Annotated in this window: 23 protein-coding genes; 4 read left to right on the top strand and 19 right to left on the bottom strand. The window is 69.8% G+C overall.

What is annotated here, in order from left to right; translation table 11 throughout:
- Window positions 1–132 precede the first annotated feature (132 nt).
- From DPQ65_RS13130 to DPQ65_RS13100, 7 genes are all read right to left on the bottom strand, one after another.
- A complete protein-coding gene (locus DPQ65_RS13130) occupies window positions 133–1,404 on the bottom strand; it encodes a DivIVA domain-containing protein (protein WP_114907810.1) in 1,272 nt (423 codons plus the stop codon).
- Between the two features lie 149 nt (window positions 1,405–1,553).
- Window positions 1,554–1,838 (bottom strand): YggT family protein, encoded by a 285-nt coding sequence (locus DPQ65_RS13125; RefSeq protein WP_114907809.1) that lies wholly within the window; start codon window positions 1,836–1,838, stop codon window positions 1,554–1,556.
- Window positions 1,839–1,944: 106 nt separating this feature from the next.
- Window positions 1,945–2,454 carry a cell division protein SepF gene (locus DPQ65_RS13120; protein WP_114907808.1) on the bottom strand — a complete coding sequence of 170 codons (510 nt, stop codon included), beginning with the start codon at window positions 2,452–2,454 and terminating at the stop codon, window positions 1,945–1,947.
- 43 nt (window positions 2,455–2,497) lie between these two features.
- Window positions 2,498–3,256: a YggS family pyridoxal phosphate-dependent enzyme gene (locus DPQ65_RS13115; protein ID WP_114907807.1), complete on the bottom strand. Its 759-nt coding sequence runs from the start codon at window positions 3,254–3,256 to the stop codon at window positions 2,498–2,500.
- 187 nt (window positions 3,257–3,443) lie between these two features.
- The gene (locus DPQ65_RS13110) at window positions 3,444–4,061 is read right to left on the bottom strand and encodes an isochorismatase family protein (protein WP_238146849.1); all 618 of its coding nucleotides are present in this window, start codon (window positions 4,059–4,061) and stop codon (window positions 3,444–3,446) included.
- Window positions 4,062–4,066: 5 nt separating this feature from the next.
- Window positions 4,067–5,938: a hydantoinase B/oxoprolinase family protein gene (locus tag DPQ65_RS13105; RefSeq protein ID WP_114907805.1), complete on the bottom strand. Its 1,872-nt coding sequence runs from the start codon at window positions 5,936–5,938 to the stop codon at window positions 4,067–4,069.
- Between the two features lie 3 nt (window positions 5,939–5,941).
- Complete coding sequence (locus DPQ65_RS13100; protein WP_114907804.1) at window positions 5,942–8,023, bottom strand: hydantoinase/oxoprolinase family protein; 2,082 nt, start codon at window positions 8,021–8,023, stop codon at window positions 5,942–5,944.
- 229 nt (window positions 8,024–8,252) lie between these two features.
- Here DPQ65_RS13100 and DPQ65_RS13095 point away from each other — a divergent pair, with 229 nt between their 5' ends.
- The 3 genes from DPQ65_RS13095 to DPQ65_RS13085 are packed head-to-tail and all read left to right on the top strand — an operon-like array spanning window position 8,253 to window position 11,156.
- Window positions 8,253–9,488: a CaiB/BaiF CoA transferase family protein gene (locus tag DPQ65_RS13095; RefSeq protein WP_114907803.1), complete on the top strand. Its 1,236-nt coding sequence runs from the start codon at window positions 8,253–8,255 to the stop codon at window positions 9,486–9,488.
- Window positions 9,485–10,429 (top strand): beta/alpha barrel domain-containing protein, encoded by a 945-nt coding sequence (locus DPQ65_RS13090; RefSeq protein ID WP_114907802.1) that lies wholly within the window; start codon window positions 9,485–9,487, stop codon window positions 10,427–10,429. Before DPQ65_RS13095 ends, DPQ65_RS13090 begins: the two co-directional genes overlap by 4 nt.
- 40 nt (window positions 10,430–10,469) lie before the next feature.
- Window positions 10,470–11,156, top strand: coding sequence for a GntR family transcriptional regulator (locus tag DPQ65_RS13085; RefSeq protein ID WP_162802217.1), 687 nt, complete (start codon window positions 10,470–10,472; stop codon window positions 11,154–11,156).
- 37 nt (window positions 11,157–11,193) lie between these two features.
- On the opposite strand, the gene DPQ65_RS13080 is transcribed toward DPQ65_RS13085, so the two are convergent.
- From DPQ65_RS13080 to DPQ65_RS13040, 9 genes are all read right to left on the bottom strand, one after another.
- Window positions 11,194–12,594, bottom strand: coding sequence for a hypothetical protein (locus DPQ65_RS13080; RefSeq protein ID WP_114907800.1), 1,401 nt, complete (start codon window positions 12,592–12,594; stop codon window positions 11,194–11,196).
- The gene (locus DPQ65_RS13075; protein WP_114907799.1) at window positions 12,594–13,130 is read right to left on the bottom strand and encodes a SigE family RNA polymerase sigma factor; all 537 of its coding nucleotides are present in this window, start codon (window positions 13,128–13,130) and stop codon (window positions 12,594–12,596) included. The genes DPQ65_RS13080 and DPQ65_RS13075 overlap by 1 nt, the downstream gene beginning before the upstream one ends.
- A gap of 330 nt (window positions 13,131–13,460) precedes the next feature.
- Complete coding sequence (locus tag DPQ65_RS13070; protein ID WP_114907798.1) at window positions 13,461–13,886, bottom strand: GlcG/HbpS family heme-binding protein; 426 nt, start codon at window positions 13,884–13,886, stop codon at window positions 13,461–13,463.
- Window positions 13,883–16,060, bottom strand: a complete 2,178-nt coding sequence (locus DPQ65_RS13065; RefSeq protein ID WP_114907797.1) for a malate synthase G — start codon at window positions 16,058–16,060, stop codon at window positions 13,883–13,885. Before DPQ65_RS13065 ends, DPQ65_RS13070 begins: the two co-directional genes overlap by 4 nt.
- A gap of 71 nt (window positions 16,061–16,131) precedes the next feature.
- Window positions 16,132–16,830 carry a GntR family transcriptional regulator gene (locus DPQ65_RS13060; protein WP_162802216.1) on the bottom strand — a complete coding sequence of 233 codons (699 nt, stop codon included), beginning with the start codon at window positions 16,828–16,830 and terminating at the stop codon, window positions 16,132–16,134.
- A 75-nt stretch (window positions 16,831–16,905) separates the two neighbouring features.
- Window positions 16,906–18,060: an NAD(P)/FAD-dependent oxidoreductase gene (locus tag DPQ65_RS13055; RefSeq protein WP_114907795.1), complete on the bottom strand. Its 1,155-nt coding sequence runs from the start codon at window positions 18,058–18,060 to the stop codon at window positions 16,906–16,908.
- 34 nt (window positions 18,061–18,094) lie between these two features.
- Complete coding sequence (locus DPQ65_RS13050) at window positions 18,095–18,871, bottom strand: amino acid ABC transporter ATP-binding protein (protein ID WP_114907794.1); 777 nt, start codon at window positions 18,869–18,871, stop codon at window positions 18,095–18,097.
- Window positions 18,868–19,824: an amino acid ABC transporter permease gene (locus DPQ65_RS13045; protein ID WP_114907793.1), complete on the bottom strand. Its 957-nt coding sequence runs from the start codon at window positions 19,822–19,824 to the stop codon at window positions 18,868–18,870. The genes DPQ65_RS13050 and DPQ65_RS13045 overlap by 4 nt, the downstream gene beginning before the upstream one ends.
- Complete coding sequence (locus DPQ65_RS13040; protein WP_162802215.1) at window positions 19,824–20,744, bottom strand: ABC transporter substrate-binding protein; 921 nt, start codon at window positions 20,742–20,744, stop codon at window positions 19,824–19,826. Before DPQ65_RS13040 ends, DPQ65_RS13045 begins: the two co-directional genes overlap by 1 nt.
- Window positions 20,745–21,056: 312 nt before the next feature.
- Between DPQ65_RS13040 and DPQ65_RS13035 the strand changes: the two genes are divergently transcribed.
- Window positions 21,057–21,638 (top strand): Uma2 family endonuclease, encoded by a 582-nt coding sequence (locus DPQ65_RS13035; protein WP_114907791.1) that lies wholly within the window; start codon window positions 21,057–21,059, stop codon window positions 21,636–21,638.
- Here the strand turns inward: DPQ65_RS13035 and DPQ65_RS13030 are convergent.
- The 3 genes from DPQ65_RS13030 to DPQ65_RS13020 form a co-directional block, all read right to left on the bottom strand.
- On the bottom strand, window positions 21,607–22,890 hold the full coding sequence (locus tag DPQ65_RS13030) for an RNA polymerase sigma factor (RefSeq protein ID WP_238146848.1): 1,284 nt from the start codon (window positions 22,888–22,890) through the stop codon (window positions 21,607–21,609). The genes DPQ65_RS13035 and DPQ65_RS13030 overlap by 32 nt on opposite strands.
- Window positions 22,891–22,897: 7 nt before the next feature.
- On the bottom strand, window positions 22,898–23,266 hold the full coding sequence (locus DPQ65_RS13025; protein WP_114907789.1) for a YciI family protein: 369 nt from the start codon (window positions 23,264–23,266) through the stop codon (window positions 22,898–22,900).
- A 158-nt stretch (window positions 23,267–23,424) separates the two neighbouring features.
- The gene (locus DPQ65_RS13020) at window positions 23,425–24,768 is read right to left on the bottom strand and encodes a VOC family protein (RefSeq protein ID WP_162802214.1); all 1,344 of its coding nucleotides are present in this window, start codon (window positions 24,766–24,768) and stop codon (window positions 23,425–23,427) included.
- Window positions 24,769–25,127 lie beyond the last annotated feature (359 nt).

Here is a 25,127-nt window from a genome sequence, read left to right as displayed (position 1 = left end):
AGCAGCAGACCCCCGCGCCGGCCGGGTGGCCGATCACGGGGGTCTGGTGCTGGTGGCTGTCCGTATGCGGAGTGCTCACCGGGGGCGGTCCCGCCCGGTCACCCGTGGGTCACCGGCGGCGCCGCCCGGGCGTCACTGGAGCCGGTCGTCGACGCCGTCGCCGTCCTTGTCCAGGAAGCCCATCTGCTCGGACAGGTAGCCGCGCAGCGTCTTGCGGTAGTCGCCCTCGAAGGTGCGCAGCTCCTCGATCTTGGTGTTGAGCCCGGCCTTCTTGGTCTCCAGGTCGGTGAGGATGTTGGACCGGGTGTTCTCGGCCTCCCCCACCATCTGGTTGCGCTTGGTGGTGCCCTCGGTGACCAGCCGGTCGTGCTCGGCCTGACCGGTGGAGACCAGCTCGTCGTGCCGGGCCTGGCCGGTGTTGACCAGCTCGTCGTGCCGGGCCTGGCCCGTGTTGACCAGCTTGTCGTGCTCGGCCTGGCCGGTGGAGATGAGCTCGTCGTGCCTCTCCTGGCCCTCCCGGATCAGGGTCTGCGCCTTCTCGTCGGCCTCGTTGACAACTTTCTCGCGGTAGTCGTCGCCCTCGCTGATCAGCCGTGCCCGGGTCTCCTCGCCCTCGGCGACGTGCTGGTCGTGCAGGCGTTGGGCCAGCTCGATGATCTTGGTGGAGTCCTCGGCGCGGCCCCCGCCCACGGCGGTGGCCCCTCCGGCGGCAACGGCACCGACCACGGCAGCGTCCGCAGCGGACGGTTCCTCGGACCCGGCGTCCGCGTCGGCGGCGTCGGCGTCGGCGTCCGCGTCGGCACTGGACACAGCGGGAGCCTCAACGGCGGCAGCAGCAGCGGGAGCGGTCTCGGCAGCGGCCCGCTCGGCCTCCGCGGCGGCCTGCTCGGCCTCGGCGACCTGGGCGCGCAGCTCGGCCAGTCGGGCCTGCTCCTGCTCGGCCTCCTCGCGGGTGACCTCGACCTGCTGCTGCAGCTCCTTGAGCTCGCCCTGCAGGCTGCCCTCCAGCTCCTCGTCCGCCTGGTCGGCCTTCTCCTTGGCGGCGGCGATGCGGCGCTCCGCCTCGGCCTCGGCCTCGGCAACCTCCGCCTTGCGGGCGTCCAGCTGACCGGACAGCGTCTCGAGCTCGGCGACCAGCTCCTCGCGCTCCTTGCGCACCTGGGCGAGCTGCTTCTCATCGGGACTGCCGGCGAAGGCGACGGCCTCGCCGTCGGGCCCCTCGGCATACTGCCCGGAGCGGCACTCCTCCAGCTGGGCGGCGACCTCGTCGTGCTCGGCGATCAACCGGCGGAGCTCGACGACCACCTCGTCCAGGAAGTCGTCGACCTGCGTCTCGTCATACCCCCGACGCAGGTGGGTCGCGCTGAAACTCTTCTTGATGACGTCCTCAGGGGACAACGCCATGGGTTCACCTCGCTCTGGAGATCCGCACCAGACCCCACGAGCGCACGACCCGCGGGACCCGTTCGGCTCGGGCTCAACTGCTCTGAACAGGCCTCACCATAGCCCAACGAGGGCCCTCGGACCCACCGCGCGCGAGCGGCTCGAAGGCCTCAGAACTGGAGGGCGCCCGCGAAGGCGCGCCCGATGCTGACACCCAGGATCAGCACCAGGAACGCCAGGTCCAGGGCGACGCCGCCCAGGCGCAGCGGCGGGATGAACTTGCGCAGGAAGCGGATCGGCGGGTCGGTCAGGCTGTAGACGACCTCGGCGATGATCAGCAGCACACCGGAGGGGCGCCAGTCGCGGGAGAAGACCTGCACCCAGTCCAGGATCAGGCGCACGATCAGCACCAGGAAATAGGCGGAGAGCACCCAGTAGAGAATGTCGCCGATCATCGGGTGCTTGTCCTGTTCTTCACGGTGTCAATCCTACGTGGGGGCGGGTTGACGAACGGCGTCGCCGACCGATGGGGTCGACGACGCCGGATCGTATGCCGCGTGGTCAGCTCTGGTTGAACAGTGCCTGCTTGGGGGCGTCGGCCTCGGGGCCGTCGACCTCGACGTGCTGCGGGGACAGCAGGAAGACCTTGCTGGTGACCCGCTCGATGGTGCCGTGCAGACCGAAGGCCAGCCCGGCGGCGAAGTCGACCAGGCGCTTGGCGTCGGCGTCGTCCATGTCGGAGAGGTTCATGATCACCGGGATGCCTCCGCGGAAGGCCTCCCCGATGTTCTTGGCCTCGTTGTAGGTGCGCGGGTGAATCGTGGTGATGCGGTTCATCGGCTCAACCTCCGCCTCGCGGACGACCCGGGCCACGGGCGTGCGCTGCTGCTCCTGATTGTGACGCGTGGGCAGCTGAGTCACCTCGGCCCCGCGGGAACGCTCGGGCTCGGCCGCCGGAAGGGTGTCCCGCTCCGGCGCGCGCTCGGGCTCGTCATAGTCGTAGTCGTCGTAGCGCTCATCGGTCTCAGCGAGTCCGAGGTACTCCATGGTCTTGCGCAGCGCCCCAGCCATGTGTGCGAGCTCCTTGTGCGTCCGTCTGTGGTCGTTCTCGAAACTACCGCCGGTCGGGCCGGGAACCCAGGATTGCGGTGCCGACACGCAGGTGTGTCGCGCCAGCGGCCACCGCGAGCTCCAGGTCTCCGCTCATCCCGGCGGACAGGATCGTCGCCTCCGGATGGGTCGTCCGGACCTCCTGCGCGAGGTCGGCCAGCCGCGCGAACGCCGCCGCCGTGCCCTCCTCGTCCAGCCCGAGCGGCGCCACCGCCATCAGTCCGCGCAGGCGCAGCCGGTGGGTCCCGGCGACCGTCTCGGCGAGGTGGGTCAGCTCGGCAGGCGGTATGCCGCCACGCCCCGCATCCTCTCCCTCACCCAGGTCGACCTGCAGGAGAACGTCCAGGCTCGCCTCTCCCCCGGCGTCACCAGCCCGCGCCGCGACCGCCCGGTCCAGCGCCCCGGCCAGCTTGGGCCGGTCCACGGACTGGACGCAGTCGGCATACGCCACAACGCTCTTGGCCTTGTTGGTCTGCAGCTGGCCGACGAAGTGCATGGTGAGCTGCGAGCGGACCGCCGGATCGAGCTCGGCCATCTTGGCGCCGGCCTCCTGGTCGCGGTTCTCTCCGATGTCGGTGACGCCCAGGTCGACCAGGTGCGCGATGTCCTCGACCGGGTGGAACTTGGTGATCACGATCAGCGAGATCACCTCCGGCGAGCGCCCGGCGGCCTCGCAGGCCCGGTCGATGCGCTCGCGCACGGCGGTCAGGTTGGCGGCAATCTCCTCACGTCGGCTCACGCCTCCGAGGCTACCCGCGCCCATACCCGAGCCTTCACCCCACCGAGCGCCCCCTCCTCCCTGACCGAGCGCACCGTCGCGCGAGATTTCACCCCACCGAGCGCACCGTCACGCGAGATTTCACCCCACCGAGCGCACCGACGCGCGAGATTTCACCCCACCGAGCGCACCGCGGACGGGCCGTGAGCTCGTCTTCCCTCCGGGTTCGCGGTCAGGTGTTCGTGCCGAGACCGGACAGGTATGCCGTGGTGTCGGTGAGCGGGACGACCTCGGCATACTTCGCCTGCAGGTCATAGAGGGAGGCTTCGTGCACGGCGGGCTCGCGGTCCCCCACCGCCTCGCGCACGACGAGGGGAACGAACCCGTGCTGGAGCGCATCGACCGCGGTGGCACGGATGCACCCGCTGGTGCTGACGCCGAGGATCACCAGCGTGTCGACACGCAGCGACTGGAGGGTCGAGGCCAGGCTGGTGCCGAAGAAGGCGCTGGCGTACTGCTTGACCACGACCTGCTCATCAGGCAGGGGCGCCACCGGGGGCATCGGCTCGCCCAGTGGGGACTCCCCGATGAGGAGCCGCAGGGCCGGGACCTTCTGGACGAAGACGCCGCCGTCCACACCGTCCGGCCCGTAGCGGACGAGGGTGTGCAGCACCGGCACGCCTGAGGCCCGCGCAGCGGTGAGCACCTCGGCGGCGGCGTGGACGCACCGGTCGTCGGGCAGGCAGAACGGGCTCCCTGGCTCGAAGTACGCCCGCATCATGTCGACCACGAGCACCGCGGGCCGGGCGCCTGGGGACAGCGAGCCGGCGAACCCTTCCGCGAAGGGCACGTCGCTCACAGTGGCTTGGGCGCGGTCGGCGCGGGGAGACCGGTCTCCTCCAGCGCGTTCGCCAGGATCGTCTCCATGTCGGGACCCTTGTCGAAGAGGGGTCGCTCACCATCGCGGCCCGACCGCACCTCGGCGCGCAACGCCTCAGCGGCCTCCGCGTCCACCGTGCCTGCGTCGTCGCAGACCACGCCGTAGCGGCGGGCGCCCTCGGCCGAGATGAGACCGCGCTTGACCTCCAGGGCCACCAGGTCGACCTCGCGCTCGAGAGGGTCACCCCAGCCGCCGCCACCCCAGGTGACGAAGTGCAGGACGTCGTCGCGTGCCACGTCCACGTCATGGACCTTGCTGGGCAGGACCTCCTTGGTGCCGTCGGCCCGCTCGATCCACTTGGTGCCGCGAGCGCCGGGCTCACCGCCCAGGACACCCCAGGGGTAGGTCAGCCAGCGGTCGTCGTGGATCGCGATGGTGCCGGGCTCCAGGAACCGGTAGGACACGTCAACCCCGTTGCCACCACGGTGCAGTCCCGCGCCACCGGTGTCGGTGACGGTCTCCCAGCGGTCGATCCGCAGCGGATAGTAGGACTCGAGGTACTCGCAGGGGATGTTGACAAAGGAGGGCCACAGGGAGTGCCCGTCCGGGCCGTCGCCGACCGGGCGACCCGGGATGCCGCCGAAGCCGATCGAGTACAGCTGGAACCAGTCCCCCTTGCGCTCGCCCTCGGAGTAGTTGCCGGAGTACATGAAGTGCGGCGAGGAGGAGAAGCCGGCGCCGTTGAGCAGGTCCGGGTTGGACTGACCCAGCAGCCCGCCGAACAGGTCGAACAACCGGCCGATCCCGTGGTTACGGCCGTTGAGTGCTGCGGGGTACTTCGGCTTCCAGAAGGACTCCTCCGGGATGTTGACGTCGACCAGCGGGTAGTAGCCGTCGTTCCACAGGATCTGCGGGTCCGCCACCGTGATCATGTAGATCCCGAAGAACATCCGGATGAGGTTCTCGTTGATGTAGTAGTTGATCGGCCCCTCGGCCTGCGGGCTGCTGCCAGCGAGGTCGATGAGCACCTTGTCGCCGGTGCGGGTGATCGTCATAGTGAGCTCGAACGGCCCGTTCCCGCGGCCGTCGTCGTCGATGTAGTCGGTGAACGACAGCGGCTTGCCCTCCTCGAAGACCAGCGCGAGCAGCGTCTTCATGGCCCGGTAGTTCCGGTCGAGCAGGGCGTCCAGCGCCGAGGTGTAGGTGTCGGCCCCGAACCGGGCACACATCTCCTGCACCCGCCGCGAAGCGGTGCGGCAGGCCGCCACGATCCCGTTGAGGTCCGCGCGGTTCCAGTCCGGCTTGCGGACCTGGTTGAGGATGATCCGCAGTGCGTCCTCGTCGAGGACGCCCTTCTTGTAGAGCTTGAAGGGCGGGATGACCACGCCCTCCTCGAAGATCGTCCGGGCGTCGGTGGGCATCGAGGCGGGCGTCTTGCCACCCACGTCCGACATGTGCCCGAACTGCGAGGCCCAGCCCACGATCCGGCCCTCGTGGTAGATCGGCATGACCACGAGCCAGTCATTGGCGTGGCTGATCGCGGCGCCGCAGGAGTAGGGGTCGGACGTCATGAGCACGTCCCCCTCCTCGATGGTGCCCTCGAAGTTGTCGAGGAAGTCGGGGATGGACAGCCCGAACTGGCCGACCACCATCTTCCCCTCCGGGTCCCCGATCAGCGGGAACTCGTCGTGCTGTTCCCGGATGCCGGGCGATAGGGCAGTGCGGAAGAGCACCTCGTCCATCTCGTAGCGGGCGCTGCGCAGCCCGTTCTCGATGAGGTCGAGGGTGATGACGTCGACGTCGACCTTCGAGAGGGGCTCGGTCGCGGTCTGGAGCAGGTCGGCCATGGGTCAGTCCTTCGAACCGGAGGTGGCGGGGGCGTCGATGGGGCGGATGAGCAGGCTGCCGCTGGGGTGCACGGTGGCGGCGTGGCCGGGGAGCACGAGGGTGGTGGAGTCCATCTCGGCCACGACGGCCGGGCCGGTCACCACGTTGCCGGCGAGCAGCTTGTGCCGGTCATAGATGGTGGCCTCGACCTGCTCACCCTCGACCCACAGCTCGTGGCTCCGGCGGGCGGCGGCGGAGGGGTCCTCCCCTCCGTCGGCCAGCACGGTGGGTGCCATCTGGGGCCGTGGGCCGCTGACCGTGGCGCGGGCCGTCACCAGCTCGTGCTCGTTGGTGAGCAGGAAGTTGAACAGCCGGTCGTGCTCGGCGTCGAAGGCCTTGCGCAGCGCGTCCAGCGCGGCGCCGTCCAGGTCGTCGGCATCCACGGTGACCGGGATCTCAAAGCCCTGCCCGTGATAGCGCAGGTCCACCGCGTAGGTGGTGGTGAGCTCCTCCTCGGCCAGCCCGGCCTCGAGCAGCGACTGCCGGGCGGCGTCGGCCAGACCGTGGAGCAGGTCGCGCAGCTCGGTGTCGGTCAGCTCCCCGAACCGTCGGATCAGGGTCTGCACCGCCTCGTCCCGCATGCTGGTCGTGGCGTCACCGTAGGCGGCGAGCACGCCGGGCGACGGCGGGATGATGACCGGCCAGGCACCGGTGAGGATGCCGAGCGCGTTGGCGTGCAACGGACCCGCCCCGCCGAAGGCCATGAGGGCGAAGTCGCGGGGGTCGAAGCCTTGTTGGGTGGAGACCAGCTTGAGGGCGCCGAAGATGTTCTCGTTGACGATGTCGTAGATGCCCTCGGCCGCGGCGTGCACCGACGGCAGCCCGGTCGCCTCGGCGATCGTCTTCACCGCGGCGTGCGCGGCATCGACGTCGAGGGTGATCTCGCCGCCGGCGAGCTGAGGGGGCAGATAGCCCAGCACCACGTCGGCATCGGTCACCGTGGGCTCGGTGCCTCCCTGGCCGTATGACGCGGGGCCGGGGACCGCGCCGGCCGACTGGGGGCCGACGCGCAGGGCCTGGGTCAGCTCGGGCACGTGGGCGATCGAGCCGCCCCCGGCGCCCACGGTGCGCACGTCCAGCGACGTGGCGCGCACCGTGAGGTCGCCGACCGTGGTCTCCCGGCCGACCCGTGGCCTCAGGCCCTCGACCAGGGCCACGTCGGTGGAGGTGCCGCCCATGTCGAAGGTCAGGATGTTCTGGACCCCTGCCTGCTCGGCCACCCAGGCGGCGCCCGTCACGCCTCCCGCCGGGCCGGAGAGCAGCAGCGAGACGGGGCTGTCGGCGGCGATGCCGGCCGACACGAGACCACCGTCGCTGCGCAGGATGGATAGGTCGGCGTCCAGGCCCGATCCGTGCAGCTGGCGCTCCAGGTTGCCGACGTAGCGCGACACCTGGCCCTGCACGTAGGCGTTGGCGACGGTGGTCAGCGTGCGCTCGTACTCGCGCAGCTCGGGGAGCACCGCTGAGGACCGGGACACCGGGATGTCCCCCAGCACCTCAGCGGCGAGCTCGGCGACCCGCACCTCGTGCCGGTCATTGGCGTAGGCGTTGATGAAGCTGATGCTGAGCGCCTGGATGCCCTGGTCACGCAACTTGCCCAGCTGGGTGCGCACATCGTCCTCGTCCAGCTCGAGGACGACCTGCCCGTCGCTGCCGATCCGCTCGGTGACCTCGACGGTGTCCTCGAGCGCGGCCAGCGGCTCGGGCTTGGGCCAGATGATCCATCCGGCCAGCCCACCGGGGACGAAGGAGCGCGCGATCTGCAGGATCTGCCGGAACCCACGGGTGGTCACCAGGCCCACCCGGGCGCCCTTCTTCTCCAGGATCGCGTTGGTTGCCACGGTCGTGCCGTGCAGCACCGCCCGGACCTGGTCGGTCCCGATGCCGGCCGTGCGGCATACCTGCTCGATCCCCCTCAGCACCCCGACGGACTGGTCCTCCGGCGTCGAGGAGGTCTTCCCCCGGAACGACTCGCCGGTGTCTTCATTGATGAGCAGGATGTCGGTGAAGGTGCCACCGACGTCCACGCCGAGCCGATAGGTCATGGGTCCTCCTGAGGGGAGCGCCGGGGCGCCGAGATGACGTCGTCGTGTCACGGGTTGCGGTGCGCCCCACGATGGCACGGACCTGACCACCCGTCAAGGGTTCTGCATGCAATCCCTGCCCAACATCCCGACAACTGCTTGAGATGTCGCCTGAAGTCTGCGAGATTGCATGCAACATGACAGAGTGGGCCTTCGCCGCACACCAAGCCTGTCCACCGACCCAGGAGCGATGACCGTGACCGGACTGTCCGATCCGCAGCAGACCGAACGACCCGACGGCGGCCCGCTGCAGGGCCTGCGAGTCGTCGAGGTCGGTCAGCTCCTGGCCGGCCCGTTCTGCGGTCAGCTGCTCGGTGACCTGGGGGCCGACGTGGTCAAGATCGAGGACCCCAGCCGAGGTGACCCGTTGCGCCAGTGGGGTCGTCAGCGGCCGAAGGACCAGTCACTGTGGTGGTCGATCGTGGGGCGCAACAAGAAGTCGGTGACCGTGAACCTGCGGGAGCCGGAGGGCCAGGACATCGCCCGCCAGCTGATCGCGAGCGCGGACGTGCTCGTCGAGAACTTCCGACCGGGCACCCTCGAGCGGTGGGGCCTAGGCTACGACACCCTGCGGGAGCTGAACCCCGGCCTCATCATGGTCCGCGTCTCGGGGTTCGGGCAGGACGGGCCGTATGCCGCTCGGCCGGGCTACGGCGCGATCGGCGAGGCGATGGGTGGGTTGCGCTACGTCGTCGGCGACCCGAGCACCCCGCCGTCCCGGATGGGCATCTCGATCGGCGACACCCTGGCGGCGATGTTCGCCACGATCGGCGCGCTCGCCGCCCTGCGCGAGCGCGACGCCAGCAGCCGCGGCCAGGTCGTGGACTCGGCCATCTACGAGGCCGTTCTGGGCGTGATGGAGTCGCTGGTGCCGGAGTGGCAGCTGACCGGCTACCAGCGCGAGCGGACCGGGGCCGTGCTGCCCAACATCGCCCCGAGCAACGTCTACCCGACCAAGGACGGGACCTGGATCCTCATCGCGGCCAACCAGGACACCGTCTTCGCCCGGCTCGCCGCCGCGATGGGCCGTCCGGAGCTGGCGACGGACGAGCGCTACGCCACCCACGTGGCCCGCGGGGAGCGGCAGGTGGAGCTGGACGCCCTGGTGGCCGAGTTCACCGCGACCCTGGACGCCGACGAGCTGGAGGATCTGCTCATCGAGCACTCCGTCCCGGTCGGCAAGATCTTCCGCCCGGTCGAGATGCTCGCCGACCCCCACTTCGCCGCGCGCGGGTCGATCACCCAGGTGCCCCACCCCGTCCTGGGTGAGGTGCAGATGCAGAACGTCTTCCCACGGCTGTCCCGCACGACGGGCACCGTCCGCTGGCCCGGGCCCGAGCTCGGGCAGCACACCGAGGAGGTGCTGGCTGAGGTGGGCATCGACGGCGCGCAGCTGGCCGGCCTGCGAGAGCGGGGGCTGGTATGACGACACTCGCCCTCCCCGACTCCGTCCGGTTGGTCGAGGTCGGGCTCCGCGACGGACTGCAGGCCGTGCCGGGGCCGTTGCGGACCGAGGACAAGGTCGAGCTGGTCCGCCTGATGATCGACGCCGGCGTCACCGAGATCGAGGCGGTGTCCTTCGCCCACCCGAAGGTGCTGCCCCAGCTGGCCGACGCCGCCGAGGTGATGGCTGCGGTCCCCCGCCCGCCGGGCGTCCGCTATCGCGGGCTCGCGCCCAACCTGCGCGGCGCCCAGCGGGCCGCCGAGTGTGGGCTGGATGAGGTGGTCGTGGTGATCTCCGCCGACGACGAGGTCAGCCGCCGCAACCAGCGACGCAGCACCGCCGACCTGCTGGCCGAACTTCCCGAGGTGGCTCGTGTCGTCCGATCCTCCGGCGCCCGGCTGGTCGTCGCGGTCGCCTGCTCCTTCTTCGCACCCGCCCGCGGTGTCGTGCCGCCTCCGGAGCGTCGGCGTGTCGTCGACGCCGCCGTGGACGCCGGGGCAGCTGGGGTCTACCTCGCGCTCACCTCCGGCCAGGAGCATCCGGGCGAGGTGTTCGTCGGGGTGACCGAGACGCTGGCCCAGCACCCCGACCTGGAGGTCGGCGTGCACCTGCACAACCGCAACGGGTTCGCCCCCGCCAACGCCCTGGCCGCCCTCACCGCCGGAGCGAGCTGGCTCGAGGGATCCTTCGCCGGGCTCGGCGGCGACCTGTGGTTCCCTGGCGACCCGACGGTGCTCGGCAACGCGCCGCTGGAGGACCTGATCCACCTCTGCGACAACCTCGGTGTCCGCACCGGTGTGGACCTCGAGGCCTACCTGGCTGTGGTAGAACGCAGCGTGGAGCTGACCGGCATACCATCGACGTCGTTCGTGACCCGCGGCGGCAGCCGGGCGGACCTGGCCGGAGCCAGCTGGCCGGACTGACCGACGGGCAGCAGCCCGACCACACGACCGAGGGGTGAGCATGGCGCAGGAGCAAGCAGGCGAGGCGGGAGAGCCGGCCAGCGGTGACGTCTCCGACCGGGTGTATGCCGAGTTGCTCACCCGCATCTCCGAGGGCGAGTTCGCCGCCGGAGAGCGCCTCTTCGAGCAGGCCCTGGCCCGCCAGCTGGGGGTGAGCCGGACGCCGGTGCGTGACGCGCTCAAGCGGCTGGCCGCCGAGGGACTGGTCGACACCACGCCCAACAAGGGCGCCCAGGTGGTCTCGTTCACCGCGGAGGACACCGCGGCCCTGTATGAGCTGCGGGCGCAGTTCGAACCGGTCGCGTGCCGACTAGCCGTGCCGCGGCTCGGCGAGGAGGACCTGGCCGAGCTCGAGGAGCTCGACGCGCGGATGCAGGCGATCGTCGCCGGCGGGCACGACCCGGCCGAGCTCACCGGCCTCAACAACGCCTTCCACGCGATCTTCGTGGAGCGCTGCGGCAACCGTCACCTGGCGATTGCCCTGCAGGCACTCTTCCGTCCGGCGATCGTGACGCGCACCTTCCGCCAGTACGACCCCCGCTCGCTAGAGCGCTCCATGCAGGCCCACCAACAGCTCGTCGAGGCAGCACTGGCCGGGGACGGCGAGTGGGCCGAGGCCGTCATGCGCTCGCACATCCTGTCCACGCGGCACGCCACCGCAGGAACCACAAGCGACGCGGACGTCTGAGCTTCTGGCACCGGCGCCTTACTCACGGCCCGGCTGCTCAGGTGCCCGAGGTCAACCCCAGCCAAGTGCCATCCTCAGCGATGGTGATCCGCCACCCGGTGTAGCCGCCGTCGGCCCGCATGGCGTCGATCTCCTCAGCGGTGTAGAGGCCCAGCTCGGCCAGCCCGTCGAGCTCGTCCACGGGCAGCTCCGGCCACTGCGCCACGGTCACGCCATCGTTGGCCTCCAGCACTGGCTCGTAGGCCGAGAGCAGGATCGCCAGTGCGGCCACCCGGTCCCGACCATCCTCACCGGCGAACGCGTCCTTCGGGGACAGACCGCCCGGGGAGAACGCAGTGCCGTCCTGCTCCGCTATCCCGACCAGTCCGTCGATATCGCAGCTCGCTGCGAGGTCGATGAGGTCCAGCGCGGTCAGGGCGACCTCCTCCGAGGCCCCGCCTGCCCCAGCAGGCGACACCTGGGACCACGGTTCGTCACAGGGGTGCCCAACAGAACCCTCCGGGGGACCGCTCGGAGCGATCGGTTCCCCCGTGAACTCCACAGCGACGACCGCGTAGTAGTCGCGTGCCTCGACCAGCGCCCGGTCCACGGTGAGCACCAGCTCGTTGCCGGACTCGGCGTCGAGATAGGTCACCAGCACGTGGTCGCCGTCCTCGACCGACCCCGTCCGCTCCCAGGTCACCTGGCTCGGCACCTGCGTCAGCTCGTCCTGGACGCGCTCGGTGGCGTAGACGCCCATGGAGTAGTCCTCCGGCCAGGACCGGAAGAGCTCGACCACCAGGTCGGCATACTCCTCGGACGTCATCGCCTCCGTGGCGTCGCCAGTCTCGCCGTGCAGCACGGCATCCTCGGCGCCGGACTCCGCGGCCGCGCGGTCGATCCGCAGCGTCAGCCCGTAGGGCCCCTCGGCCAGATACCGCACCAGAGCCTCGCCCGACTCCGCCTCACTGACCTGGGGTTCGGGAAGCCAGCTCAACCCCGTCCACGTCACGGAGGCCTCCACGGCGCCGTCGGTCCCCATCCGCTCCAGCAGCGCCTCGTCGCCCGCCAGGCCGGCCGCCAGATAGACCGCCGCATACTCCTCGACCGTGGTCGGGAGCGGATCGTCCGGCCCGGGAAGCACCGTCCCGCCCGTCGGCTCCTCGGTGGCGGCCTCGCCCGTCGGATCGGGCACCGGCTCGGTCGCCTCGGTGGTCTGCTCCGTCGGCGACTGCGTCGCGGGAGGCAGCGGATCGATCGTCGCGTCCTCGCCCAGCAGGTTGCCGCCGCCGAGGGCGAACACCCCCACGGCCGCCGCTGCCAGCGCCACGCCGCCGAGCCCCTGGGCCGTCTGCCGGCGACGTCGCACCCGACGCCCCTGCATCCAGGTGTTGGTGAAATCACGCTCGGGTCCCTCGGAGGCCTGGTTCAGCGCCTGCCTCAGCTCGTCCTTGCCCATCACAGTCCTCCTTCCGCCATGCCGGCGTCCACAAACTCCGGCATCAGTCGTCTCAGGTGCGCCAGGGCCTTGCTGGCCTGGCTCTTGACCGTCCCGGCGCTGGTGCCGAGCACCTCGGCGATCTGCGCCTCGGACTGGTCCTCGAAATAGCGAAGCACGATGACGGCGCGCTGCCGTGGCGGCAGCTGGGCCAGCGCCTCCCGCACCGGTGCCCCTGCCACCCACTCGTCCACGCCGGAGGAGACCGGCCCGGTGTCGAACACGTCCCGCTCCCCCGGCCCTGCGGCATACGGCCTCTCCCGGCCCCACTTGCGCCACCGGGACACCGAGTCGCGGTAGAGGATGCGCCGCACGTACGCATCGGGTGAGCCGTCCCGCACGCTCTCCCACCGGCTGGCCAGCTTGACGAACGCCTCCTGGAGGAGGTCCTCAGCGATGTGCGGGTCCCCGCAGTACAGCCGGGCGGCCCGCAGCAGTGTCCCCTGCCGGGCCCGCACGAACTGGACGAAGTCATCGTCCTCTGTCGGCTGATTCATGGACCACCAACGCAATCCGTATGTCGTGAGGTTGCCTCGACCGGCAAACTGCCCGTCAGCCTCCCACGAGGGAGGACTCCAGAGGACCGTCCAGCATGCTCCCGGACTGAGGCGTCGGCCGCAGGGGCGTCACCACTCACGCTGGTGGGAACGAAGGGCCACGGCTATTCACGCGGCTGCTCGGGAGCGTCACCCGCATCCTCCATCGGCGGCGCCTCGGTCTCGCTGCTGCCGTGGGCGCTCAGGTCGATCTCGTTGCCCTCGGGGTCGGCAACGGTCCGCAAGATCGGGCACCGAGTGGAACCGGACCAAGAGGAAGGGCAGCGTCGCTCAGGCCTGGGCGACCAGTCCGGCCTTCTCGATGCCGGAGATGGCAGCGGCCTCGTCGTTGTCGGAGGTGTCGCCGGTGATTCCGACGGCCCCGAGCAGGGCGCCTGCGGAGTCCCTGACCAGCACACCACCGGGGACGGCCACCAGTGAGCCACCGACGGCGTGCGTCACAGCAGCGATGAAGTGGGGCTGCTGCTCGGCTCGCTCCATCAGGGCACGAGACCCCATCCCGAGAGACAGGGCCCCGTGGGCCTTGCCGAAGGCGATCTCGTACCGCTTGTTTGAGGCCCCGTCCTCGCGCTCGACGGCGGTCACGTGGCCTCCGGCGTCGAGGACGACGACCGTGAGCGGTTTCAGGCCGGACTGCCGGCCTGCGTCTCGGGCTCCGGCGACGATGGTTCGGGCGGTCTCCAGGTTGATGCTCATGTCGTGCTCCCTGTGGTCTCGGCCTTCTTCACGGCGCGGCGGCGGTGCAGGATCGGCTCGGTGTAGCCGGACGGCTGGGTGGTGCCCTCCATGATCAGGTCGCGGGCGGCCTGGAAGGCCTGCCCGTCGAAGGAGGGAGCCATCGGGGTGTAGCTCGGGTCGTTGGCGTTCTGCTCGTCAACGATGGCGGCAACCCGGCGCAGGCTCTCCTCGACCTGCTCGGGGGTCACGACGCCGTGCTTCATCCAGTTGGCCAGGTGCTGGGAGGAGATCCGGCAGGTGGCCCGGTCCTCCATCAGCGCGGTGCCCTGCAGATCGGGCACCTTGGAACAGCCCACGCCGGCATCGACCCAGCGGACGACATACCCGAGCACGCCCTGGACGTTGTTGTCGACCTCGTCCCGCCGGTCCTGGGCGGACCAGCCCTCGGGGTCCCCCAGCGGGATGGTCAGCAGCTCGGTCAGCGTGGAGCGGGTGTCCCCGGCGAGCTCGTCCTGGCGGCCCTTGACGTCCACCTGGTGATAGTGGAGCGCGTGCAGCGTGGCCGCTGTCGGGGACGGCACCCAGGCGGTGCTGGCGCCGGCCTGGGGGTGGTTGGACTTCGCCTCGAGCATCTCGCGCAGGTTGTCCGGCGCGGCCCACATGCCCTTGCCGATCTGGGCACGGCCCGGCAGCCCGCAGGCCAGACCGATGTCGACGTTGGAGTCCTCATAGGCCGCGATCCAGCTCTGCGCCTTCATGTCGTTCTTGCGGACCACCGGACCGGCTTCCATAGACGTGTGGATCTCGTCGCCGGTGCGGTCCAGGAAACCGGTGTTGATGAACGCCAGCCGGTCGCTCGCCGCCCGAATACAGGCCTTGAGGTTGACCGAGGTGCGTCGCTCCTCGTCCATGATGCCGACCTTGATGGTCCGCGCCGGCAGGTCCAGGGCCGCCTCGACACGGGCGAAGATCTCACAGGTCAACGCGACCTCGTCGGGACCGTGCATCTTCGGCTTGACGACGTACATCGCACCGGTGCGGGTGTTGTTGCGTTCGGTGTGGCCACGCACATCGTGGGCGCTGCCGAGCGCGGTCACAAAAGCATCGAGCAGGCCCTCGCTGATCTCGTGGCCGTCCTTGTCCAGCACGGCATCGGTGGTCATCAGGTGACCCACCTGGCGGATGAACAACAACGAACGGCCGTGCAGCCTGACTTCCTCGCCTTCGGCGGTGATCGCGATGCGGTCCGTGTTCATCGACCGGGTGAACCTCGCCCCGCCCTTGCTCACCTCCTCGGTGAGCGTGCCGCGCATCAGCCCGAGCCAGTTGCGATAGCCCAGCACCTTGTCCCCGGCATCCACCGCCGCGACAGAGTCCTCCAGGTCCATGATCGTGGACACCGCGGCCTCCAGAACGATGTCCTTGACGCCGGCTGGGTCGGTGGAACCGATCTGGTCCTCGCGGTCCACCTGGATCTCGGCGTGCAGCTCATGGTGCACCAGGACGACAGCCTCGGGTGCTGCGACGTCACCGCGGTAGCCGACGAACTGCGTGGCCTCGGCCAACCGAACAGTCTCCTGACCGAGGGCGACCACCAGACCCTCGTCATCAACGAAGTATGCCGTGGCACCGGTGTGCGAGCCGCTGGCCAGCGGGAAGTGCTGGTCCAGGAACTCACGCCCCCGGCGGATCACCTCCTCACCACGCGCGGGGTTGTAGTCAGTGCCCTTCTCCAAGCCACCGGCCTCGTCGATGACATCGGTCCCGTAGAACGCGTCGTACAGCGAGCCCCACCGGGCGTTAGCGGCGTTGATCGCGAAGCGCGCGTTCAGCAGGGGCACGACCAACTGCGGGCCGCACTGCGTGCTGATCTCCTCATCGATGCCCTCAGTGGTGATCGTGAAGTCCTCAGGCTGCTCGACCAGGTAACCGATCGAGCGCAGAAACGCCTCATATCCGTCCGAGTCCACCTGGCCCGGGTTCTCCCGGTGATAGGTGTCGATGAGCCCCTGGAGCTCCTCCCTCCTGACCAGCAGATCCGTGACCCGCGGCGACAGGTCAGCAACCGCCGACTCCAACCCCGTCCAGAACTTCCCGGCGTCCACACCCGAACCAGGAAGCGCCTCCTCGGTGACGAAGCGGTGCAGAGGTTCTGCCACCTGCAGGGATCCAACCGTCACGTGTGCTGTCATCACTCAACGCTCCTTGGTGTTGCGGGGATGATCTTCTTGCGGGATGTGGTGGTGGCCACGAGCGCAGGGCTCTACAGGGCGCGCGCGGAGGGCAGGGTCCGGCGCTGGGTCTTCCCCGCCGTCTCCTGCCGCCGGAGACCTTCGAGCACGTCCTTCTCGGCAGCATCCAGCCGAAGTAGGAGCTGGGTCTTGGCCGCCTCGGTGTCTCCGCCGAGCATGAGCTCGACGTACTCCCGGTGGAGCCGCAGGAGCTCGGCATTGTCGCTCGGCTGGTCACTCTCGACCTGAGACAGGGTGAGGTTCAGTTTGGCCATCAACTGGTCGTGGAGCGCACACAGGTGGCGCGAGCGGGTCAGTGCCACCGTCTCTGCGTGGCACCGCGAGTCCGCCTGGACCAGCGCATACAGGTCGTTGTCCGCAACGGCGGCCTCCATCTCGCGGATGGTGTCCTCCAACCGGCCCCGCTCTTCGGCAGTCGCCTGCCGCGCCCCGTCGACTCCGGCCGACTCCAGGATCCGGCGCGCGGCGTAAATCTCTGTGACCTCTGCGCTGGTGAGGGTAGTCACCTGCAGGATCCGCGTGCTCGGGTGCCGAGTCAGCAGGCCCTCCCCGACCAGGATCGTGAGGACCTCCCGCATGGTGGGTCGCGAGACGCCGATGTCCCGGGCCATCGCCTCCTCGGTCACCGCGTCCCCCGGCCGGAGGTCACCGTCCAGAATCCTGCTCCGCAGTATGGAGAGGCCCTGATCGGCCACTGTCTCCCTGCGCACCTTCGACACGTCTATCCTCTCGAGTCCGCGGACCGACGTCCGATCAGCCACGCAGCCCCAACCTATCCCGCGGCCTCACTGTTCACCGGGCTTTCGTGGCGAGCTGGGGGCAGCGATCTGAGAGCCCTCGGCAAACCGGCCCGGCCTGAAGTCGGCCAGCAGGGGCTCCTCCGCACCGAACAGCTCGCTGGTGACCGCCGCGCCCAGGAAGGGGGCGAGGGTGACTCCGCTGTGGGTCGCCACGGCATACAGCCACGGGGCCTCCGACACCCTGCCGGCGATGGTGAATCCGTCGGCCGGCATCACCCGCTGACCGACGACCACCTCCGCGATCGAGGCCGACCCCGTGTTCCGGACCACGGCGCGCAGGCGTTCCAGGTAGTCCTGGGCCAGCGCAGAGTCAACTGCCGGGACCGCGCCGGGGTCTGCCGTGGCGTCGAGGTCGAGCGCCTGGAGCAGCAGCCGCCCCCCACCGTCCGGGCGGACGTTGAGCCAGGGCGTGGTGAGCACACGGTTCAGCCGCACCGGCAGCGGGACCGTTCGGAGGAGGTACCCGACGGTGACGTCGCCGGGCTCGGTGAAGCCCGCCATCGGGACCGACGCGCCGGCGAGCGCGGCCAGCTCGGACGTGCGGCGGCCGACCGCCGAGACAACGGCGTCGGCGCGGAGCACGCTCCCGTCGCTGAGGGTGACCTTGGCGCCGTCCCCGTCCGGGTCGAGCGCGGTCACGCCGGTGTTGTCGCGGACGGTGACCCCGGCCGCGCGGCCCTCCGCCAGCATCCGCGCCAGATAGAGGAGCGGGAAGCAGTAGGCCTCCTGCGGGAAGTAGGCGATGGTGTCGGCCTGGTCGGGAACCACCACGTCGGGAAGGAGCTCGCGGGCCCGGTCGGCACCGATCTCCTCCACGGCATACCCTCTGGTCGCGAGCCGCTCCATCCGACCCCGCAGGTGCCGCACGTGCGCCTCGTCGACGGCGATCTCGACGTGTCCGCCCGGCCGCAGCCACTCCTCGCTGGCCTCGAGCTCGTGGTGCGCGGTGAGCCCCGCGAGATTCAGCTCGTAGTAGCTCGCCGGCTCCTTGCCGTGCGCGTTGACCCAGGCGAACGACGTCGAGGACGTGCCGGTGCCCGGGAAGCCCTGGTCGACGAGGGTGACGGCCGCCCCGCGCTGGGCGAGCCTGGTTGCGATGGAAGCTCCCACCACGCCAGCGCCGATGACGACGATCTGCATACTTTTCTCCTTGTGCCTCGAGTCGGGTGGTGGGTCAGAGCACCTTGCTGATGAAGTCCCGGGTGCGCTGGTGCTGGGGGTCGACGAGCACCGCATCCGGGGATCCGGCCTCCACGACGACCCCGTCATCCATGAAGACGACCGAGTCGGCGACCTCCTTGGCGAAACCCATCTCGTGGGTGACCACGATCATGGTCATGCCGGAGCGGGCCAGATCCTTCATGACGTCGAGCACCTCACCGACCAGCTCGGGGTCCAGTGCGGACGTCGGCTCGTCGAAGAGCATCAGCTTGGGCTGCATGGCAAGGGCCCGCGCGATGGCGACCCGCTGCTGCTGTCCACCCGAGAGTGCTCCGGGGTAGGCCCCGCTCTTGTCGGACATCCCCACCCGCTCCAGCAGACTCAGTGCCCGCTCGCGCACGACGCCCTTCGGCTCGCGACGGACACCGATCGGGGCCGCCATGATGTTCTGCAGCGCCGTCATGTGCGGGAAGAGGTTGAACCGCTGGAACACCATGCCGATCTCGGCGCGCATCCCGGCGACCTCGGACTCCCGGAGCTCGTGAAGCCGGTCCTGGTGCTCTCGGTAGCCGACCAGCTGCCCGTCGACGGTGAGCCGGCCGGCCGTGATCGTCTCCAGGTGATTGATCAGTCGGATAAAGGTGGTCTTGCCCGATCCCGAGGGCCCGAGCAGCGTCATCACCTCACCCCGTTGGACCTCCAGGTTGATGCCCTTGAGGACCTCGAGGTGTCCGAACGACTTGCGGATGTCCTCCGCCCGGACCATGGGCACGCGTGTGTCGGCAGTCATCGGGCCTCCCCCTCCGTGTCGACTGTGACTCCCCGTCGGCGCTGGAGCTCGGCGATCCGGCTCAGCACCCCAGGACCGGCTAGGCGCTCGCTGCGGCTGTAGTGGCGCTCGATGTAGTACTGGCCGACCGTGAGCACCGAGGTCACGATGATGTACCAGATGGATGCCGTGATCAGCAGGGGGATGGTCTCGAAGTTGTCGGAGTAGATCAGCTGCGCGGCATACAGCAGCTCCGGGAATGCTAGGACGCTGACCAGTGAGGTCGTCTTCAGCATCGAGATCGTGTTGTTACCGGTCGGCGGGATGATCACCCGCATCGCCTGCGGGAGGACGATCTGCCGCAAGATCCGCCCGCGCTTCATCCCCAGGGCCTGGGCAGCCTCGGTCTGCCCCTTGTCCACGGACAGGATGCCGGCCCGGACGATCTCGGCCATGTAGGCGCCCTCGTTCAGGCCCAGCCCGAGGATGGCGGCCATGACGGGAGTGATGAGGACGTTGGTGTCGAACTCCACGAAGCTTGGCCCGAACGGGATGCCCAGGGAGATGACCGGGTACAGCGCCGAGATGTAGCCCCAGAAGAGGAGCTGCACAAAGATCGGCGTGCCCCGGAAGAACCAGATGTAGAGCCAGCTCACGCCGGACACGGCAGGATTACTCGACAGCCGCATGACCGCCAGGCCGACGCCCAGGACGATCCCCAGGACCATCGCGATGGCCGTCAGCTGCAGCGTCTTGAGCAGGCCGTCGAGGATCCGCACCGAGGTGAAGTACTCACCGACCACGTCCCAGCCATAGTTGGGGTTGGTCAGGATGGTGTTGACGAACATCGCGGCCAGGACCGCGATGATGACGTAGCTGGCCCACCTGATCGGGTGCCGCAGCTTGACGACCGGCTGCGCGTGGGCGCCCGGTGTGGGAGCCACCGCGTGCTCGTCGCGGGCCGTGGCGGGCATCACTCGATGGCCCCGTTGATCTCCGACTTCTCGATCGCGATGTCAGTCAGGGTCCACTTCTCCAGGATCTCGGCGTACGTACCGTCCTCGATGAGGAGGTTGATCGCCTCATTGACCGGCTCCACCAACTCGCTGCCCTTGGGGAAGGCGACACCACCGGGGTTCGGGTTGCGCACCAGCGGTCCCACGGTCTCGAACTCGTCCGGGCTCTTCTTGGCCGCGTCCAGTAGCGGCGGAGCGTCCAGCATGACGCCGTCGATCCGACCACTCTTGAGCGCCAGCTGTGCCTGCGGGCCGTTCTGGTATGCCTGTGAGGTGGGTGGCTCCAGGCCTGCCTCCTCGCACTTCGGTGTCTGGGCGGGCAGGAAGGTGTTCTGTTGCAGGGAGCCGCGGATCACCCCGATGGACACACCGCAGGCCTGGTCGGCGGCGATCCCCTCGGGGTTGCCCTTCTTGACGAGGACCAGCGTGCCGTTCCAGTAGTAGGTCGCGAAGTCGACCGTCTTCTCGCGCTCCTTGGTGTCACCGATGGAGGACATCGCCATGTCGACCTTGCCCGCCTCGATGGCGGGGATGATGCCGTCGAAGGAGGTCTCGACGAACTCGATCTCGACGCCGAGGATGTCCGCGACGGCATGGGCGATGTCGGGATCAAGGCCCACGATCGTCTTGCCGTCATCGGCGACAGTCTCGAACGGCGGGTAGTTCGGGTCGGTGGCGAGCCTGATCACGCCGGCTTCCTTGATCTCGGCGGGAAGCGAGGCGGCAAGCTCCTCATTCACCTCCTGCTGGGGCGCAGCGGACTCGGCGGCAGCGCCCTCCTCCTGGCTGGGTGATGACGACAACCCGCACGACGCGAGGGTCAGGGTCGCGAGCACTGCGAGTGCGGATACGGACATTGGTCGACGTGCATGGTGCATGGGATCTCCTCTTGTCATGCTGTCTGACAGTTAGTCAGACTGGTCTGCCGCGATACGCCCCGTCAAGGTCCGATTGGTCATTTTTTCGTCAAGGTCTGCCCATCTCGCGTGCCGGGAGGAGCGGCCGCACCTCACCGATGTCGGGCTGGAGGGTCCTGCGCCGCGCAGCCCCGCGGCCACGTCAGTTGAGTACGTCGACTCCGTCACTCATAGAGGAAGGCAGACACCCTCAGCGTCCCGCCCTGTGGATAGTCACAGGCTGACTCGGGGTGCACCTGCCATGGTTGCCGTCGTGCCACCAAGGGGGGAATCATGAGCAGTATGCCGACACTCACCGACCACGCCGAGGAGCACCGGGTCAGCCGGGCCGAGTTCGAGGCGCTGCGCGAGGCACGACGAGACGGCAGTCGTTTCGAGTTGCTGGCCGGTGAGGTCCTGGTGACCCCGTCCCCCAGCTTCCTGCACCAATATGCCTCGGGTGAACTGTTCTCCCTGCTGAAGGCCCGACTGAGTGGGGACCTGGTGCTGTTGAGCGCGCCATTCGACGTGCACTTCGATGCCGTGGACGGTGCGGAGGCTGTGCTGCAACCGGACCTGCTGATCGCTCCGCGCACCAACTTCACCGACTCTGAGCTGCCCGTGGCTCCAACCCTTGCGGTCGAGATCCTGTCGCCCTCGACGTGGCGCCGTGACCTGGGCAGCAAGCGCGACGCCTACGCGGCCGCAGGTGTCCAGCACTACTGGGTCGTGGCGCCGAGCACGCCGTCGATCACGGTCTATGCACGGGGCGAGGACGCTGCCTACCGCGAGGAGGCTCACCTGACGGACGACCAGTCCTGGACGGTCAGAGCACCGGTGGAAGTCACCCTGCGTCCGGCTGATCTCGTGCGCTGAGCAGCTGCGCGCGGCACCGCTCCAGATGGGCCCGGTCCACCGGGTCGGTCGTCAGCGACACCGCCTTGTCATAGGCCGCCACCGCCTCGGCAGCCAGGCCGAGACGTTCCAGCAGGTGACCCCGGGTCGCCCAGGCCGGTTGGAATCGGGCGCCCGTCTCGCCGAGCTCCTGCAGCAGCGCCAACCCCGCCTCGGGCCCCTCGACCTCGGCGGTGACCGCCGCGAGCGCGGTGGCGCTCCCCAGGCTGGGTGCGACGGCGTGCAGGCTGCGGTGCAGCTCCAGCAGCGACGTCCAGTCGGTCCGGCCACTGTCCCGGCGGGCGCAGTGCACCGCCTGGATCGCGGCCTCGAGACCGAAGCGGCCAAGGGTCCGACTGGCGTGCGCGGCCCGCAGGTGCTGGTGACCGCGCTCGATGAGCACGGCGTCCCACCGAGCTGGGTCCTGCTCACCCAGCGGCACCAGCTGACCCCGGTCATCGAGCCGTGCAGGAGCTCGGGCACCCGACAGACAGATCAGCGCCGCCAGGCCGTGCACCTCGCCGTCGCCAGGCAGCAGTCCGGCCAGCGTCTCCGCCAGGTGCAGTGCCTCACCTGCCATCGTGGGGCGCTCCTGACGACCACCGATCGGCCAGTCGATGGCGAGCGCGCCATAGACCGCCTCCAGCACGTGGCCCAGGCGATCCGGCAGAGCAGCCCGGTCCGGCACGACGAACGGGATCCGCGCGTCCCGGATGCGCCGCTTGGCCCGCACCAGCCGGGCCGCCAGCGTGGTCGGGGGCAGCGCGAGCGCACCGGCGATCTGCGCGGCGGTGAAGCCCAGCACGGTGTTGAGCATCAGCGGGGTCCGCGCGGCAGGGTCGATCGCCGGGTGGGCACAGACCAGCATCAGCTCCAGGCGCCGGTCCCCCACGGCGTCCGGGTCGATGTCGTCCAGGTGCAGAGCGTCGTGCCGGGCCGGGTCGAGCGGCACCCCGGTGCGGGTCGCGGCCGACTTCCAGTGATCCTTCAGCCGGTTCCGCGCGACGGTCAGCAGCCACGCCTCCGGGCTGCGTGGCACCCCGTCGGTCGGCCACCTGACCAGCGCTTTCTCGAAGGCGTCGGCGAGCGCGTCCTCGGCCGCCGCGAGGTCGCCCGTGGGCGCGGCCACCGTGGCCAGCAGCCGGCCATAGCCCTCGCGCGCGGCACGCGCCGCCTCCTCCCGGGCCGCCTCGGTGGGAGGCGGCCCGGGGAGGCGACCACGCGGCATACTCATGGTCGGTTCAGGTCCAGGCCCCGTCGATCAGCGAGGTGGCGGCCGGCCGCACCTCGACGGTCCCGTAGCTCGCGCCCGGGCACTTCTCGGCCCAGGCCAGCGCGGCGTCAAGGTCCGGCACGTCGATCACGAAGATTCCGGCGAGGGCCTCCTTGGTCTCCGCGAAGGGCCCGTCCTGCACCTGCAGGGTGCCCTCGCGCTGGGTCACGGTGGTGGTCGCGTGCGAGAACTGCAGCACCTCGCCGGCCACGAGCACGCCCGCAGAGTGCAGCGCCCGACCGTAGGCACCGAACGCCTCCTGCATCGCGGTGATCACCTCGGGGTCGAGCTCGCCCTCGCCCGGCTCCCGGTTGTGCAGCAGCAGTGAATAGCGCATGACTTCTCCTTCGTCATCTCCAGTGTGGCCGCGGTCGCGGCTCACTGGGTAGACGATCGAGCGCGCTCCCGATCGACAGCGACCTGCGGAGGTGGTTCAGCAGACCCCGGCAGTATGCCGTGAGGCTGGGTCCGCGGATCCGCTCACCTGGGTGCGTCTCACCCCTGCTGGGCAGCCCACTGCTCCTCACGGCCCACGGCTGTGGTCAGGTCGATCTCGTTGCCCTCGGGGTCGCTGACGGTCCACGTGATCGGTCCCGCGTCGCGGACGACGGTGCCTCCGGCCGCCAGGGTGGCTTCCAGACGGGACTGGAGCTGGTCGTGCGGCAGGAACAGGTCGACGTGGATGCGGTTGCGCTGGGCGCGGCGGGCCTCGTCGTCGGCGTCCAGGTCCTGCAGGAACAGCGGCACGTTGACCCCGCGCGGGTCCACGATGTCGGTAACGTCCGCGCGCGGGTCCTCCTGATAGCCGAGGGCAACCCGCCAGAACTCCCGGACCGCGGGGATGTCGACCGCGTCGATGCCGATCTGGACGAAGCGTGGCGCGGCGACGTCCGCGCTCAGCCCCATCTCGCGGGCTGTTTCCTGCACCCGTGCCGCCAGGTCCTCGTAGCCGTCCTCCATCTCCCAGCGGTCCTTGCCGGTGTCGAGGACGACCAGGCCCTGCCCGGCGGCGGTGCGGCGCACGTCGATGACCAGGGGCAGGCCCGCCTCGTCGGCGAGCGTCGCTACGGCCGGCACGAACGGAGCCGCCGACCTGAGGGGATAGCAGGCCATCGCCGAGAACACCAGGCGCCAGTCCTCGGTGCCCAGGCGCTGCCAGCGGTCTGCGCCCTTCGGCAGCGGCAGGATGTCGACCTCGTTGCCCTCGGCGTCGGCGACGGTCGCGTAGTAGTCGCGCTCGGCCATCGCCGATGCGCCGCGCTCGCGGAGGGCCGCGATGGTCGCGGTGGCGACCTCCTGGGGCATGACGGAGTCGAGGTGCACGCGATTGCGCAAGGGCCGCGGAGCGTCCTGGTCCTGAAACCAGATCGGCGGGTGCCGGTGCAGCGGGTCGAGCAAGTCCTCCTCGCCGACCGGGTCGTAACCCAGGGCGGCTTCCCAGAAGGGTTGCACCGCAGCCTGGTCCATCGCGTCCATCGCCAGTTGCAGGTCCTGCAGCAGCGCCGGCTCGGCCTCCAGACCCAACTCCTTGGCCGCGGCCGAGACCGCGCGGGCCAGGTCCACATGTGCCGAGGTGAGCCCGTCGTCGGTCGGGCCGAGGGGCAGTCGCACCTGGACGCCGACGGAGCGGATACTCGCCTCGAGCGCTCCTCCTGCGGCGAGCTCGGCGGCCCGGACGGCGAGCTCGGCGCCAGCGGAGTGCGAGGGCGCACCGAACCATGCCGCGGCGCCCATGCCCAGCACTCGCCAGTCCTCCGTCCCCCCGACCTCCTGGAACTCCTTGGCGGTCAGCCGCTGCGGTGTGCCAGCGCTCTCTGTCGCGGTCGTGTTCTGGTCCATGCGGTCGATCCTTCCACCGAACCCGGACAGTCGGCGTCTTCGAGACCCGGTGGCTGACACGTCGTGGCCCTGGCGGCTGGCACCTGCTGACCTCGTCGCTGGAGGGTTCTCGGACATGGGTGTGGGCCCGGCCGCTGGGGCCGGGCTGTGGGGCGGGGTGTTCACACGTGCCAGGTCACCACGGACCCGGCCACGGTGGCCATCAGGTCCTTGGCATGCACCAGAGAGTGATGCCGTGGACACAGCAACACCAGGAACGCGATATCGGTATTGCCATCCCGACACCACCAGATCACATGGTGCGCATCGCACCAGGTCCCGGGCACACTGCACCCCGGATACGTGCACTTCTGGTCCCT

Source organism: Ornithinimicrobium murale (assembly GCF_003352835.1).
GTDB classification, from domain to species: domain Bacteria; phylum Actinomycetota; class Actinomycetes; order Actinomycetales; family Dermatophilaceae; genus Ornithinicoccus; species Ornithinicoccus muralis.
Note: the sequence above shows the minus strand (reverse complement) of the source record. Positions and strands in the feature narration are given on the sequence as shown.